Here is a 16,759-nt window from a genome sequence, read left to right as displayed (position 1 = left end):
TTTATTAATTTTTATTGAATGATAAAATTTCGGGTTGTATAATTTGTTTCGTGTATAGCATTTTTAGCTTTTACACGCCACTGGTAGTTTTCTTTTTCTAAACTGCTTACAGAAAAGGTGGTTTCTGTAAGTGTTTTATCTTCTAGGGTTTTAGCTGGGTTTTCAAAATTAGGCGTGGCTATTTGTAACACATATTCTGTTGCACCGTCAATAGTTTTCCAAGAAAAATTAATCGCTTCAGAATTACTAAACGTTGCATTGTCAGCTGGTGCCGATAATTCAACCGGTGTATTACTTATATCTGGAACTACTGCAGTATCCAAATCAAAACTTATAACTGTATATGCTGTTTGATAATCAGAATTTCCTGCTCTAACGCGCCATTGGTAGCTTCCAGAGTCTAAGGTTTTGGTAAAACTTGTTTTAGCTAGAGTAGAATCAACTAGTATTTGAGTTGCATTTACAAAGTTAGGAGATGCTACTTGAATTTGGTAAGTTTCTGCTTCTTCCAAAGCATCCCATGTAAATGTTATTTCGTTTGTTTTTAAAATAGCATCATTAGTAGGCGCTAAAATGGAAACGGTTTTGTTAGAGATATCTACAACTTCTATAATATCATCACAGGCTATAACGCTTAAAAGCAAACAAAAAATTAATGTTTTTATCTTCATCATCTTAAAGTTTAAAATAATTTATCTTCTTTTTTGCTCGATTGGAAGACCGATACGTTTTATTTGGGCAACTATTATAATCGGTTACAAAATCAACAATATTTAATTGGTGTTTTTTGTTTTCTTGCCAACAGCAATTAGCGGTGTTATAAGCAAAAACGACACCTTCGCTAAAATGAATAATTTGCTTTTCTGCGCCGGGGTTTTCTATTTGTAATGCATAGGTTTTAGCTTTTGTTTCTACTAAAAAAATAGCATCGGCTTGTTGAACTGCTTCTAAAATTTCTGAACTAAAAGCTACAGATATATTCGTTACTATATTTGCTGACGTTTTATTAGTTAAATAATCTTTTATACTTTGATTACTCTTTTCGTTTAGCGCTTTAATAAGATTAACCTTATCAGCTATTTTAAGTTGAATGTACTTAGGCTTAACTTTTAAAGAATCTACATAACCAACATTAGGGTTAGCCGATTGTAATACGTTTGCCTTTAAGAATGTTTTATAGGTTTGTTTAGTAAATGGGGTTACCAATGCAGATACCTTTATTGGGTTTTTATAAGTTGGTACTGCTGCGCTATTAAAGCCAGATTGTAATATAAAATCTTTATCTGTGCCTATGGTTCCTAAAGCTACTTTATGCTTGGTTGCATTTTGAGCTTCTCCATAAATTGAACCTGTTTTACAGCTACAAAAGAGTAGCATTATAAAGGAAAATAGGTAAATATTTTTATTCATTTTTGTTCTTATTTAGAATAGAATAAAAATATTGGTTTTTACATTATTAGCGGTAAGCTAAAACCTTACTTTTAGTAAGGTTTTCCAGTTTTTTTTAATAAAAACTTGTGAGAGGCTGTTTTTTTAGATAAAAATGTGCTTTTTAATGCTTTTTGTTTTGAAAAGGCTTGAAAAAAGGTAGAATAAATTAACTAATGGTAATGAAAAATTTAATTATCTCTAAAACATAAAAAGCTACTCTATTTCTAAAGTAGCTTTCTCTATCTTATTTTCTTACTCTTGTTCGGCACTAGTTACAAACTAGCGCTAGCGGGGGGGGGTAGCCGTTACTTTGACAAACTAGCACCAGCAGGGGCAATACCATTTTCCATAGTACCTGTACTTGAATATATTTTACTTGTTCCTATAACTGTCAGTTAATTGCTTTTCTCATATTTTTTCTTACTTACTCTAGCTCGTAGATATTGCCTGTTCTGAGAACTTTTTTATTTACTAGGTCACTAGTCTCTATGATTTCAGCATTATCATCGTATAATTTGATTTTTGAATGTTTTAATTTAACTAATGAAGAATCAGAATCATTGTTATTACCCAGTATGCTTGTTGTATCAAAAATATACGTAGAAGATATCTCTCTATCTATGCTAATTTTAGAAATTACTCTTTTTTTTATTTGGTCATCTTCCCATAATAAAATCCTTTTTAGTATTCTTCCATTAGTAGGGTCTCCTATAAGTAAAGAGATTTTTCTTGTAAACGGGGGGTCAAAAAATCCAAGTAAAAAAAAATCATTTTTCCCATTAGAAGAAATAATCCCCATTGGATAATAGCTACTCCTCATATAACTTGAAACAAACTCACAATTATTAATTTCTGAACATATAAAGTCTTTGTACTTCTCAGAATCTAGTTTTACATTTTTTATGTTAAAAACAAAATTTTGATTAAAGTCTAAAGGCAAACTATATTCAATACTAAAATTAGATTTAAATTCGTTATATAGAATAGATTCAGTATTACCCGTATGACCAGTAATATTAACATGTTCCTTTTTTTTAGAACAACTTAAAGTACTCATACCAATAAAAAACATTAATAATATTTTTTTCATAATAAATTAATTATTTGGTCTAATTTCAGTAACAGTATATGTTCCTAAAGGTGTATTATTATCTATAAGACTATTACCGTTGTAATATAGTCTATTTAAATTAGTATCTATTCTGTCCCCAACGTTGTCCCAATAAGAATAATAATTTCCATGTACATCATTGCCCCTTCCTACTATAACTATATAATGGTCACTTAACACATTTAAGTTACCTACCACCCCTCCATGGTATTCTACTCCTGTCATAACGGGGAACCCACTATTCAAATTATCATCAATGGTTGTTAAAGCGAGAGGTACATTTGATGTTAAAGTTTTATAGTCACTTTCAGCCTTTTGTCTTGCAGTATCCACATATAAACCTACTTGCCCCCAATCCCAAGCAGGTGTTGCACCACCTACTCCACATTGCATTCTTGCAGCTTTTCCACAAACATGCCCACCATCAGCATAGGACACCCATTTTTTCCCATCTAAAACATTATCAATTGTATAAAATAAATCAGGTCTAAGAGTTCCTAATCTTTGTAGCATATTATTTATAGCTACATGAGACGAATTACTAGCATCATAAGACGTAGATAGAACCTGAGCATGAGTCCATTGCAAAAGGTCTGTTAATTCTATAACTTGATTTATTCCATCATTTACATGAACACTATGTCTTTTACCTTTGTCATCTGTATAAATATAATCTGTAGGTGGACTAAAGCCCCCATCAGGGTCAATTCTAGCAACAGGATTATTCCCCATCCCTAAATAAGGAGAATTAAACTGTCCCGCAGGGTCAGTAGTCAACCATCTTCCAATCCTACTATCCCATAATCTCAGTTCAAAAGCTTCTTTCCCAGTCTCAGGGTCTTTTTCCTGTCCTTGATATTTATAACGATAACCGTTAGGGTTATTATCTCTATTAGGCATCGGCATCCCAAAAGGATAGTAATCTGTTGCACTTACTATAGCTATAGGTGTACCAGTACTAGTTCTACCTGTTACAGCACGTACATTACCTAAATGGTCAGTTAACTGGTAATAACTTGATCCTCCGCTTCTATTATACACACCTAAGCGGCTTACACCATAAATGGTATGCTCTTTTACCGTGGCACCTTCGTATATGGCTAATGCCGTTCCTGAGGCATCGCGTACATAATAATCGGTTCTTGTCAATGAGATTCCTGTGTAAACTTCTTTTTTTACACGATGTCCTTTATCATTATAAAAAAACTTTACTAATGGGTTACCATCTTTTTTTACTTGAGTAACTAATCCACTTGCATTGTAAATATACTCAATATTTTCTTCATTATTTTTAATAAGTTGACCAATTTGGTTATACTCATAATTGTTTCCATCTTGATCATCTATGTCTTTACCCACTAACACTTGTCCTGCAGCATCATCTACTCGTTTTAATTGGTTAGGTTTTTCTGGGTTGTAACTGTAGTTTAACTGGTCCATCTTATTATCTCCTCCGCCAGCATCTCTATTACGGTTAAGGGTTCTTATATTCCCGTTGGCATCATAGGTAATATCAAATACATTATATTTCCCCGACTGGAATGTACTAGGTGTACCTGTAATTATTTTAGCGGTTACTTCTTGCCCTGTATTAGGCTTTGCATAAAAACCTGGCAACCAAGTAATGCTATTGGTGGCGTTAAAATTTTTGACAACACCTTCGTGTATATCATTATTCTGGATGTTTAATTTTGTTGCGTTTTCATTCGAATTTGCATATTGTCCGTTTATGGCATCCTTAAGCCAATTGTTTTTATTGTAATAATAGCTATAGGTTTGGTCTGTATTATCCAACTCTTTATTTTTCCAACGCACCCCTTTTATATTGCCGTTGTATTGGTTCTCTCCATAATTTGGTGTGCTTACGTTACTAACAGAACGTTTGTAATCATCAGCATGGTAATCAATTTGCATACTAAACAAATCATTAGCATCATTTCCAGAGTTTATAGCTTTCAACTGCCCATTTAGGTTATATACATAATCTATATTTTGTAAAGGCGTTCCTGTATTATTTTGAGGTGCTAACTCTATCTGTTTTAATGCACCTGTTTCATAATAGGTGTAATTGGCATGGGTTGTATACGTACTACCATTGGTTGATGTTTCTACCTTTATTAAACTGTTATCTACCGTATCATAGGTATACTTATGTATAAAACGCTCATTGGTATTATGCTTTTGAAAATCTACTTCAGTAACAGCACCTGTAATTTGGTCGTATTTATAATCTATAGTTTTAGCCCCTAATCCTAGTATGTTTTGTACAACCCATTTAACTCGCCCATACACATCGTAACTGTAATAGGTTGTTGTATTTACATTTGAGGTTTTTGCTACATTGCTTGCTAAAAAACTTGGATTACCGTACGTACTATGTACTCCAGATAGGTAACTTAAATCTGAACTTCCTAAGGCATCATAGGTGGTTTCTTGCTTTTCGGCAGTTATACTAGTGGTTACAATTGATGTGTCTGCATTTAAAGCAGAAAACGTTCCAGTAGCCACACCACTTTCTATGGGTCTGCCTAAATCATCATAGTTGGTATATGAGAATTCGCCTGCTGCCAACTGTTTTGAGTTTTGCGAAAAACGTATTTGTCCATCTTTACGATATTTAAAATTAGCAGTGCCTTCATCAGGGCTTGTAGTACTTAATAGTTGCCCAACAGCATTGTAACTGTATATAGTCACTGGCTTTTGTGCTTTTGTATTACCAACGGGTTGGTAAGACGCTATTAAACGTCCTGCTTCATCATACTCATTAAGACTATAATCGTAATAATTATCGTGGTAGGTTACACTTACAGTATTAGAGGGTGTTGTTGGACTATAACTTTCTAAATTAGTAATAGACACACGGTAAAATCCGTTTGTTAAACTATTAGTTGCTGATGCCGTAGCTTGCTCTGTAATAAGATTGTAAACCTCTGTTGTAATACCAGAAACTCCATTAATAGTAAACCCAGTAGTGCCTTTTGGCACATGTACATCTACAAATCCTTGTGTACTAATATCAACGGTGCTATCTGGGTTTAAAACGCCACCAACTCGAGCTGCCGCTAAGGTTTTACCATCAGTATCTGTAAAGGCCACGACTTCGTTACCATGCACATCTTTACTGATGGTTTTAATGGTTTTAATAGTATTATAAGCTGGATCATTAAATGCTTTGGAGCGTGATAATTCTTGTCCTGCTGGCATACTAAAAGTATAACCCTGTTTCCATTCTCCATTTTGTTTATTACCCCCTATAGATTTTAATGCCACTCCTGGGTTTAATTCGCTATAAATGGTTCGAGCAAAAGGGTAATCTGTTTCATCTTGATAGTTATTACCAGCTTGATAGCTATCTGTATTATTAGCGCTATAGTACCAACCTAAAGTATTGGTCGTGGTTTCTCCTATAGCTGTTGGGTTTTCTGGGTCATTTTCAAAATCGGCACTATCATAAGTATGGTTGTTTATGTTTCTTATAAAATCTGCCTTATAGGTTGGTGTCCCGTTAGTATTCACTGGGGCGCTTAAAGTGGATAATGCTGGTCGTCCCTGAGTATCGTAAAGAGTCTGGTTAGCCCAGGTACGATTTGTTTTAATATCCACACTTTGTGATTGAATGCCTTTTCCTAAACCATTGAAGTAAGCTTTCGAATTCGCTTTTAGATTACCGTTTATATCATAGGCTTTTGAGGAAATCCAATTTATGTTTTCATATAGATAATCAGCTGGACAGCCATAGTTACCAGTATTGGCGTCATCTGGACAACGATCGCTGTTGTTAGCTACATAACTGATTCCGTGCTGTGCTGGAGGTTCTGTACAACTCCATATAGGCTCTCCATATTTATCACCAAAAGTATCACCATCACTATCAGGGTACCAGTTTTTATGGCAGCTTTGCGCTTGTATTACTGGAAATCCGTTTACGTAGTTTCCAAATAGTTTTACACCTATAAGTTGTGTGCGCTGAGCACCATTATTTGCTTGACAAATAATTTGTATACCAAATTGCGATACATGCGTAATGGTTAACCACGAGGGCACATCTACAAACTCAAAACTTTCATTGGCACATGCTGGGTCATACTGCGTAAAAGTTACTGTAATGGTTTGTGTTCCTCCTTGGTATGCAAAGTTAACAGCATTTATGTTATCCATATAACAACTTTGCGCAAACACATTGGAGTTTGTATTAATCCCAAGGAACAAACATATAACGGTTATAAATCTTAGATTATTCTTCATGATTATTGGGCTTTATAATTATAACTATTTTCACTTACTTTTTTAAATCCACCGGTTACATTAGTATCGTCTATTACTTCGGTATAGGTAACTTTTAATCTGCCCGCCGAATCATATTCAAATTTAGAGGCTAATCCGTTATTTCCTATAATATACCAGAGTTCATCCCACTCATTGTAAACATAACTGGTCATTGATGAGGCTATTGGATGGAGCTTAAAATCGTCTGCATAAATAGTACCACTAGCAGAAGTTATATAAACCGTTTCTGCACCGATACTTAAATCTTCATAATGCGTTTTTTGCACCCAATTACCTGCAAATACTTCTTCCCCATTAAATGCTTTTGTACTTCCATTAATGTTAATTCTGGCACTAGTATGGGTTGCTTTATCTACCCACACTGATACTTTGTATTTACCTGCACGATGCTCACCAGAATTTAGGTTTACCTCAAATCCTTTTGCACCGGAAGCAACACTTATTGAATGTGTTCCCGTATGTGCTTTAGTAGCATTTTGTCCTGCTGATTTTACTTGTCCATCAAAATAGATAGTGTTATTGCCATTACTATCTTTAACAATATATTCAGCGCCACTATAGTACATTTCTGTGTACATAGCGTTTGATACTGCTAAAACCTTACTTTCTGCATCGCAAGTTTTAGTAGATGCATAATTATCATTAATATCCTTTACTTCTAATGGCATAGAATAATGATCGTATTGTGTAGTAGTAGATGTGTTTTTCCATTTAGAATTGGTTTGGTCAACATTTGGTCCAACTGCCCAATTAAAACTATCATCATCACCTACAAAGTTTTCGTAAATACCTGTAGTAGCGTTAACAGCTCCATCCCAAATAAAAATTTTGTGTTTACGCCATGTTTTTTGGCTGGCAGGAATCGCAGAATTTAAGGTTTTATTGTTATCATAATTTGTATAATCCCACTGGTTATTCCAAGTAGTAATACCAACACCTGTTTCTTCCCAATTGCTACCCACTTTTAAATAGGTTTTGGTCATGGCTTCTTGTGTGAGCATGTTTTTATTTGTACTATTATCAACTTTAGACCCCATGCCATAACCTCCTGACGGATTATATTCTGACTTTGTGTATGCAGGAATGAGTTCTGTTTTAAATTCGTTACCCTTGCTATCTATTGTGGTGGTTTCTAGGACTTGACCTGTATTTATATCATGCTTGTCAAAATTCGTTACTGTTTCGTAGTTATTACTAATAGTTTTTCTATTAAACAATTTGACAGGGTAAGTAAGCTTTGATGTATTTACTAAATTTAGATTAGATGTGGTTGTTCCCTGACCACTTACTCTCGTATAAACTCTTTCTAAAGAACTAAAATTCTCTTGAATAACATTATCGTTAGAACTAATAATATTGCCATAATCATTTATAGTTGAAGATAGGAGGTGATTATTTAAATTGAATGTTTTTTTTGCTTTAAGACTTCCAATTAACGATAATTTATCTTTAATAGTAAACCTTGATTTTTTTAAAGGAATGTTTTGATACGGTGAATTAACGGTAATAGGTAAATTATCAAGTACAGGTGCATCCTCTATAATATTAAAGAAGTCACCTAATGAATACTTTACTGTAACGCCTAAAGTATGTTTTGGCAAAACGTTGAAATTAAACTTATTTATAACATCAGACTTTACAACAGTAACATACTCATAAATTACCCCTGGAGATGGAATATAATTACCATATGGTATTTCTTTATAAAATTTAGACGGAGCAAAACTAGTAACACCAGAGGAAACATAACTTGGGTCATTTTGGGATATTGATGATCCAGGCTTATTGTAATAATAATCTGTAGTATACTTCCCGTCAACGATGATTTTTCTAACTCTTAAACCTCCGCCTTTAGCGTTATTATTGTTTAATTTTGAGAATAGTTTGATTTTAACCTTATCATTATCATTTCCTGGTCCTCCGCAATCAAATTCTCTCAACTCTTCTCTCCAGTTAGAAGTTCTAGTAACTACTTCATTATACCACCTATAAAAAACCCAATTTTCATTCTCACAATCAATATCCCTTCTTACATCACTCCCTGTAATAGTATTTGGCAGTTTAAATGTTATTTGGTTATTTGATACAAAAGTAATTTCACAATCATTAGAAACATCAGCCACCCGATGAGCACCATTATGGTCTGGATTCCACCAATATTGAATATCTAAATATTCGAAATCACCTACACTAAAATAATTTGTAAAATCTATATCTTGTCTCGGATCATTATTTTGATGGTTTCTTATTTCTACATATTTATTTCCAGACTCACTGCCAGTAAATTTTAATTCCATATTAAAATCAAACACAATACTTTTGGTTCCAGCTTCATATAAATAGTCATCACTTTCGTATACTACATCAATAACTCCACCAGTTGGTGTTGTTATTTTTGCTAAACTACCAGCTTTAGGGTTTAATTTATTATACCCCCAATCATCTTCTTGGTCTTTATTGTAAATTGATGAATTATAATTATACTTATAAGGAGGCATTACAGTTATACCATTTTTCCCTGAATAATTAACACTCTTTAAAGTTAGCTTTCCAGAATTGCTAGAATTAGAACTATTGCTAGCTAAAGAATAATCATAATTGAACTTTATTGATTTTATAGCTTTATTTTTTAAAGCCGTAAAATCAGAATCGTTAGTATCAATTATGTTAGAGAAATATTGTCCATTATATGTTGAATTTACATATGATATAAATCCAGTATCTACAGTATTATCATTTACAATTTTAACTCTTTCTTCAAAAAGAAAATCAGAACTTAAAATAGGGTTAATTTGTGAATTACTCATATTAGTAGAAGTTATATCTCCATTTCTCACAAGTAAAATTTCTTTTAAGCGTAGCGTTTTATGGCTAAATGATTCTGCATAAAACTTATTTGTAATATCAAAAACTGAATATTGACCAGGACCATGTGGGTTAGCAGTAGAAGAAATTGTCGAATAAGCTCCTGGGAAGTATTTTTCCCCATTTGTACCTGTGTATATTGGAACGTTAGGATCATAACTATAATAAATGGCGTTCTTTACTAGAGGGTTTATTTTACTATTTCCCACTTTACTTTTAATTGAATTATAATCACCACGTTCTTCTTTTATAAAAAAAGCAGTATGTGTTCTTGTTTTTATACTATTTAAATAATAAATATCTTTAACTCCCCAATTATAGCTTTTGGTATTTGCACCATATGTATAGCCCGTACTAGGAATTCTCCAAGAGTATCCATCAGACCATTTTCCATAATTAAACTTTACCCAATAACCATAGTCTTCCTCACTTAACTCATTATTACTATCTATATCTATATAGTCAGGACCTGTTATAGCAGTAAGCAACCAATGCGTTGCGTATGGACTTAAAGATTGTTGTTCAGAATATTTGTTATTAATATCATCATCATACTTAGTTGTTCTAGAGAATTTTTCTTTTTGATAAACAGGAATAGTATAATGATAAGTTTTACCATCAGAAACTGTTACTTTGAAAGCTCCAATACCATCTGGGTCTAAATCATTTCTATTTATATTCGTGCTAAAAATTAAGTTTGAATTATTAAGAATTTGTTCGTTTGTATATGATTCAATAAAGGAGCTTTGCTTTAATCTATTCTTATTAGAAACAAATCCTTCTTCAGAAATAATTTCAGAAATATTAACATTATTAGCAAAATCTGATGGGCTACCATTATAATTTATTGGATGTTGCCAAGAATTAATTGAAACGGAGTTTGATTTATGATATGATGAAAGCTCGTTATTTAAATGAAACTTTATACGATTGGATTCTGAGAGATTATTAATAGATTTTTTGAAATCATTTGTTCCAGAATTATTAAAATAATACAATGATTTTACATCTCTATTTACTCCGTTGACTTTGATTTCTTTATCAATAGTTAATATATCATTATGTATAAGGGCTGACTCTAATAAATAAGGTGTAATTGACTCTGAAATTCCTTGAGCAGAAATATTATATTGATCATAAGACACATAAGTTGGATTATTACTAGCTAGTTCTTCTTGAGGATTGATTGACCTATATGCAGTTTCAGAAGCATCAAATTCATGAAAAAAAGTAAGTTGTTTACTTTGTAAAATATTAGTTAATTCTCCTGCATATAAAAGTCCAGTACTTGAATATGTTTTTTCATCAAAGTGCCAATACTTTATTTTTTGTTTAGAGAATGAAAACTTTACAGGGCCAATAGTTGCATTAATTGATAATTTATCACTAGCTGAAATAGCACTGTAAGCAGCAGATCCATTGTTAGATGACCTATTACTACCATCGCCAACAATTGCTGAAGCCTGTATTCCTGTAGTGGTCTCGAGAGAAATTCCAACCCCATTCTTTTGAGACACACTAATTGTTCCTGAGACATCACCAATTAACTTAGATTTTGTTGAAAAACCTCCCTGTAATGTTAGACCGAACCCAGATTGAGAACTATAAGATAAATTATTATAACTAACAGAAAAGTTACCATTATTAGAATAACCCACCCCATAACTTGTACCATTAATATTAGCATTGGCATTTATAGAATAACTATGAGAAACCTCTCCTCCAAAGGCCCTATTTGAAGTAAAGTTTGCTTTTATTCCAACCGAATTTTTATCATCATCTCCCCAGCCAACACCAACAAAAAAAGAGTTAGAAGAGCTAACACCTCCAATATCATTAGTAATAGTAGAGTTTAGTCCTTCTCTCCAATCATCAGGTTGACCACTTACACTTCTATTGATAGCACCTGGGTTTAAACTCCACCCTAAGCCTACCCATGAGGCTTCTTGCTCCATAGCTATACCTGCATGATAAGATAGAGTAATTGGATAACCCCCTTCAGGACTTGGCACATTTAATAATGGTAGTACATAACTTAAATCACCTGTTGCTAGATTAACCATATCGGTAGCATCTACAGGTTCAAAACTAGCAGCTTCTGGTGCGTTAGGCCCCTGTGCATTAGTAGTTTTAACACATAAACTAAACAGCAGTATTGTAAATACAATGCCTATTTTTTTTGGAGTTTTTTTGTTTATCATAATTGTTCTTTATAAAGTGACACTTAGACTGCGCTCAGTACAGGCAAGCTTAGGGTTACAAAAGGTTATAATTTTAGTTTCTATTTTACAGATTGCAACGTTGTCTCGATAATTATCGGAATTCCCCGCAATGTTGTTATAGGTTTAATTCTGGTTCGTTTATTAATTTTTTTGTTGGTATTTTAAATTTCACTTCGCCGGTGTACAATCCTAAATCTTCAATGGTAAAATTTATATACTCATCTTTTAATACTTTTTCATCTCGTGGATAAACAAACATAATGGTGGTGGCCTTACTCATCCCGTACATACGTGGGTAAATAAAGTCAGCCATTTCTAGTGTGTCTTTACCTTGTGTATATACATGTACTTTCTCGTTCATACCAAAAGCAAGTTGGTTTACCATTTGCCCAAATTCGTTTCTGTTTTTTGGTGCAGCACTTAAAAGTTCTTTATTGTTTATACTCATACTTAAATTGAAATACATATACTTTTTGTACTTGTTGCGTAATGTTTCACATTTACTAGGCTCAGTATCAGTTATATTATCACCCAATTCTTGCTTTACCAAAACATCAGTTGGGCGATACATTAAAGTGTAGTCTACACCGTTTATGGTTTTATGCTGTGTATAACCGTTGGTTTCTTCTTTGATATAGTCTAGTAATGCAACTTCGTTGTTGAAAGTCTTTTGTTGACAGCTCGTTAAGAATAACGCCAGTAAAAACAAGTGGATTCCTGCTTTTACCTCAACTATGCTTAGCATAAATTTCGGAATGACAGATAGTATTTTATTTTTTATTTTCAATTTTTGATGTTTTGGTTTTTGAGTTTCTTCAACTAATATTAATGAGATTCCTCGTCGCTCAATGCTTCGCTTCGTCGGAATAACAAAAAAGCTTATTGACCTTCAAATTCTGCATTAAGTCCGTTTAAAACTTCTTGAGTTAAATCGGTTGCATCATCAGCATACATAATGTTTCCACCTCCACTAGCTCCAAATATTATTTTATGATTATTGGCTTTACCATATTCTTTTATATAATCGTTAATATCATTTATAACCGTTTGGGTAGATTTTTTATCTTCTTCCTGAATTTGCTTCTGAATCGCTTGTTGGTAATTATTTATTTGCTGTTGTTTATTCCCTAATAATTGTTGCTTTAGCTCCAACTCTTTTTTGCTCATTTTAGAGCGTTCTTTTTCGTAAGTCTTTAACTCCTTTTGCCAATCGGTCATTAAACTATCTACATTGGCGTTTAACGTTTTTGCTTTTTCTTCAAATTGGGCTTTTACCAATTTGGTACGTTTGTAACCATCAAGCAGTTTATTAACATCAACATAAACTAGTTCTGATGATGATTTCAGATAACATAGAGAAGACATTGATAATATTACGGCTAGAAAGGCCAAGGGTAAGGCTAATTTTTTCATTTGTTTTATAGTTTAATTGTTTTTATTAAATAATAAATTTTCTAATTTTTTAAGACGATTTATTAGTTCTTGATTTATTGTTTCCTGCTTTTCTAATTGCTTTTCTTGTTGAATAGTATAAAGCGTCAACTCCTCTATTTTTTGGAGCAACTTAATATTCATTTCTGCTAAAAACAGTCCATTATCCTGCATCTCCTTTTCTGAAGCTATTTCTGGAAGGTGATTGTTAGTTTTGATAAATTGTTCAACTTCTTTTAGAGATGGTAGTTTATAGTCATCATTAAAAACAAAGTCTGCCCCTGCATTTACTGTTACTTTTACTTCTTGCGCATGTATATTACCTGCTACTGTTAATTTAGAATCTGGATTTGTAGTACCTATGCCTACGTTGCCTCCATTTAGCCAAGTATCTCCACTACTTGCTATATTAGCTGTTAATACCCCCATGCCATCTCTAGCTTGAATATTGAAGTTATTAGAAGCATCAGAAAAAAAGCCAGACCAGTTATTAATACCAAATGAATCCGTCAAAAGTCCCCAGCCAGCTGAATCTGATGGTTTCTTTGTATGGAGCATTGCAATTGATGATGGTGTTGTAGTACCAACGCCAATATTACCATTCATTACATAAAAATTAGAATTTGCCTTAGTCCAAGTTCTATGTATTTCAAAAACATCTTTTTCTCCATCATTCCAGTGTCTATTTCTAAAAACAGCGTAATCTTGATCTCCATCATCTCTTGTGTGGAAAACCAACCTGTTTTGGTTTGGCCCATAATTTTCAGAAAAAATATAACTATCATCACCATTCTCAGATTTAAAAAAAAGTTTAGCTGAATGAACTCCTAAATCTAAAAATTGTAGGTTAGCCCCATTCCATTTTAAATAAGGACTAGCTCCAAAACTACCGTTACTATTAAATTGGACTTCTTGGTTGTTTCCTGCAGGATTTTGTGCTTGAATGCCAAGCGACATAAGGAATCCAAAAATTAAAGTTAAATGCCTATTCATTTCTTTTACTTTTTATTAATTCTTCTATTCTTTTAATTCTATCATCTTGTTTTTTTAATATATTTTCTATACTCTTAATTTTAGAGTCTTTCATTTCTAATTGCTTTTCTTGTTGAATAGTATAAAGCATCAACTCCTCTATTTTTTGGAGCAACTTAATATTCATTTCTGCTAAAAACAGTCCATTATCTAGCATCTCCTTTTCTGAAGCTATTTCAGGAAGGTGGTTGTTAGTTTTAATAAATTGTTCAACTTCTTTTAAAGAGGGTAGCTCATAATCATCATTAAAAACAAAGTCTGCCCCTGCATTTACTGTTACTTTTACTTCTTGCGCATGTATATTACCTGCTACTGTTAGTTTAGAATCTGGAGTTGTAGTACCGATGCCTACGTTATTAAGGTCATCAACTAATAAAGAAGAACCAAGGTTTTCGGCATTACCAGATATTAAAGCATTTGTAAGATTATTGCCAATAAAAGCATCCTCAATTAACCAAGTGGCTATAACTGCTTGTTCTGCTCCAGAGCTATTTGATTGCATCACCTCAAAAGCTATATGATTAGGTTCAGTATTGTTTGTAGAAATTCCAGATCCTCTAAATATAGCAGCATAAGGTCTTCTAGAGCTATAATCAATACCGCTTCCTAATTTAAAAAGCCCTAGTCTTCTTGCTGCATTTTTTAAATTTAAAGTAACTTGATTTTCCCATGCATCATAAGATGTTAATATTCCCAATTGCCCTCTTTGAAGGTTATTAAGGGCAATTGCTAAATTATCTGAAGCTACAGAATTACCATAAGTATCATATACTGTCGAAGACACATGCTGATGAGTACTAGCGTTAATAATAGTTAAACACAACCCCCTTCCTGCTGTATTAACAATATTTTGATTGTTAAGTTTTACTACTCTACTCTGGCTGTAATTGTATCCAGTTCCTTTAATGTAAACGCTTGTTTGAGCACTTAAACATAAGGAGGTTAACACAAAAAAGAACCAAGCAAATAATTGTCTAGTCATAATTTAATCTTTTAATTTTTGCTGTATTTTTTTTATAGTTTCTGATTGCTCTTCAATAAGTTTTTGCTGTTGAATAGTATAAAGCGTCAACTCCTCTATTTTTTGGAGCAGCTTAATATTCATTTCTCCTAAAAGAAGTCCATTATCCTGCATCTCCTTTTCTGATGCTATTTCAGGAAGGTGATTATTTGTTTTAATAAATTGTTCAACTTCTTTTAGAGATGGTAGTTTATAGTCATCATTAAAAACAAAATCTGCGCCCGCGTTTACTGTTACTTTTACTTCTTGTGCATGTATATTACCTGCTACTGTTAGTTTGGAATCTGGAGTTGTAGTACCGATGCCAACGTTACCAGTTTCAACATATACATCATTTTCGAAATTTGTCTTTAACTTATTTATAAGACCAAAACCTTGACTGAGATTGTTATTTATATTTTCTCCAATTATTATGGTCGATTTTTGTGAAGGCAAAGCGATATAATTAGTAGGTGATGTATCGCCAGAAAAGATTTGTGAACGAAGCTGGATTGCCTCAGTTTGCACTAAGTCTTGCCTTATTTCCCTTACAACTAACTCATTGTACATGCTATTTACATGTGTGTGCATGAATACTCCTCGTTTAGCAGTATCTCCTCTATAAACACCAACATAACCTCCTCCATGATAATCACCATCAAGGTCAATTGTTCTTACATTTGCTGGATTAAAGACTCTAGGATTTGTAATTGTGGTAAATTCTGTTCTCGCACCATTTGGGTCTCCTATTAATATAGTACTTGAAAACCTTCCTGTTCCGTTCACTTCTAATTTATAAGCAGGTGTTGTGGTACCTACACCCATATTACCTAAAGCATAAAAATTTCTAGCTACTTGAAAATCTCCAAGTGTATTTAACGCCGCAATTGGAGTTACTCCATGTAATCCCCATGTCCATCCTCGATCTGCATGATTACTCATGTTTATTTTAATACTAAAATCTGTAACGGGGCCAAATTGGTATTCAGAAGTATTCCCCATATGAATTTTATAAAGGTCACTATTCCAAAAACGAACGCCATTACCATTTCCTGCAGTTACTGGGTAATACGTTTGTTGAGCAGAAATAAACAAACTTGAAATAAATATAAAAAGACAAACTATATTTTTCATGATTTTCTGATTTTAGAATGTGGCAATAAAATTAGAAAGGATTTTTGGATTTGGAGTAAGCTATTCTATTACAATTAGTAAGCAAAAAGCTTATTTGCAATAAGCTAAAACCTTACTTTATGTAAGCTTTTAATGTGCTCATATTGGTTCTTATGCAATAAAAAAAGATGTTCAGCAATATTTACGGTAAACCCGTAATAAAAGTAAGCTTTTAGCTTAGCGGTAAATCGCACATAATAAATACTT

Annotated in this window: 10 protein-coding genes; all 10 read right to left on the bottom strand. The window is 32.9% G+C overall.

The features are described from left to right. Window positions 1-11 precede the first annotated feature (11 nt). Window positions 12-674 (bottom strand): hypothetical protein, encoded by a 663-nt coding sequence (locus M3P09_RS07615; RefSeq protein WP_249972651.1) that lies wholly within the window; start codon window positions 672-674, stop codon window positions 12-14. A gap of 1 nt (window position 675) precedes the next feature. Next, window positions 676-1,410: a hypothetical protein gene (locus M3P09_RS07610; RefSeq protein ID WP_249972650.1), complete on the bottom strand. Its 735-nt coding sequence runs from the start codon at window positions 1,408-1,410 to the stop codon at window positions 676-678. Window positions 1,411-1,855: 445 nt separating this feature from the next. Further along, a complete protein-coding gene (locus M3P09_RS07605; protein ID WP_249972649.1) occupies window positions 1,856-2,503 on the bottom strand; it encodes a hypothetical protein in 648 nt (215 codons plus the stop codon). A 24-nt stretch (window positions 2,504-2,527) separates the two neighbouring features. Continuing rightward, on the bottom strand, window positions 2,528-6,700 hold the full coding sequence (locus M3P09_RS07600; RefSeq protein ID WP_249972648.1) for an RHS repeat domain-containing protein: 4,173 nt from the start codon (window positions 6,698-6,700) through the stop codon (window positions 2,528-2,530). An 89-nt stretch (window positions 6,701-6,789) separates the two neighbouring features. Next, window positions 6,790-11,895 (bottom strand): hypothetical protein, encoded by a 5,106-nt coding sequence (locus tag M3P09_RS07595; protein ID WP_249972647.1) that lies wholly within the window; start codon window positions 11,893-11,895, stop codon window positions 6,790-6,792. 136 nt (window positions 11,896-12,031) lie between these two features. After that, window positions 12,032-12,703, bottom strand: coding sequence for a hypothetical protein (locus M3P09_RS07590; protein WP_249972646.1), 672 nt, complete (start codon window positions 12,701-12,703; stop codon window positions 12,032-12,034). Window positions 12,704-12,795: 92 nt separating this feature from the next. Continuing rightward, window positions 12,796-13,329 (bottom strand): OmpH/Skp family outer membrane protein, encoded by a 534-nt coding sequence (locus M3P09_RS07585; RefSeq protein ID WP_249972645.1) that lies wholly within the window; start codon window positions 13,327-13,329, stop codon window positions 12,796-12,798. Between the two features lie 12 nt (window positions 13,330-13,341). After that, window positions 13,342-14,340: a tail fiber protein gene (locus M3P09_RS07580; protein WP_249972644.1), complete on the bottom strand. Its 999-nt coding sequence runs from the start codon at window positions 14,338-14,340 to the stop codon at window positions 13,342-13,344. After that, window positions 14,333-15,361 (bottom strand): interleukin-like EMT inducer domain-containing protein, encoded by a 1,029-nt coding sequence (locus tag M3P09_RS07575; protein WP_249972643.1) that lies wholly within the window; start codon window positions 15,359-15,361, stop codon window positions 14,333-14,335. Before M3P09_RS07575 ends, M3P09_RS07580 begins: the two co-directional genes overlap by 8 nt. 3 nt (window positions 15,362-15,364) lie before the next feature. Beyond that, complete coding sequence (locus M3P09_RS07570) at window positions 15,365-16,513, bottom strand: tail fiber protein (RefSeq protein WP_249972642.1); 1,149 nt, start codon at window positions 16,511-16,513, stop codon at window positions 15,365-15,367. Window positions 16,514-16,759 lie beyond the last annotated feature (246 nt).

The organism is Jejuia spongiicola (assembly GCF_023502325.1).
GTDB classification, from domain to species: Bacteria; Bacteroidota; Bacteroidia; order Flavobacteriales; family Flavobacteriaceae; genus Wocania_A; species Wocania_A spongiicola.
Note: the sequence above shows the minus strand (reverse complement) of the source record. Positions and strands in the feature narration are given on the sequence as shown.

Coding starts and splice junctions, on each gene's coding strand:
- M3P09_RS07610 (WP_249972650.1), bottom strand. CDS start 1,410: ATGAATAAAAATATTTACCTATTTTCCTTTATAATGCTACTCTTTTGT.
- M3P09_RS07570 (WP_249972642.1), bottom strand. CDS start 16,513: ATGAAAAATATAGTTTGTCTTTTTATATTTATTTCAAGTTTGTTTATT.
- M3P09_RS07595 (WP_249972647.1), bottom strand. CDS start 11,895: ATGATAAACAAAAAAACTCCAAAAAAAATAGGCATTGTATTTACAATA.
- M3P09_RS07605 (WP_249972649.1), bottom strand. CDS start 2,503: ATGTTTTTTATTGGTATGAGTACTTTAAGTTGTTCTAAAAAAAAGGAA.
- M3P09_RS07600 (WP_249972648.1), bottom strand. CDS start 6,700: ATGGATAACATAAATGCTGTTAACTTTGCATACCAAGGAGGAACACAA.
- M3P09_RS07575 (WP_249972643.1), bottom strand. CDS start 15,361: ATGACTAGACAATTATTTGCTTGGTTCTTTTTTGTGTTAACCTCCTTA.
- M3P09_RS07580 (WP_249972644.1), bottom strand. CDS start 14,340: ATGAATAGGCATTTAACTTTAATTTTTGGATTCCTTATGTCGCTTGGC.
- M3P09_RS07585 (WP_249972645.1), bottom strand. CDS start 13,329: ATGAAAAAATTAGCCTTACCCTTGGCCTTTCTAGCCGTAATATTATCA.
- M3P09_RS07615 (WP_249972651.1), bottom strand. CDS start 674: ATGATGAAGATAAAAACATTAATTTTTTGTTTGCTTTTAAGCGTTATA.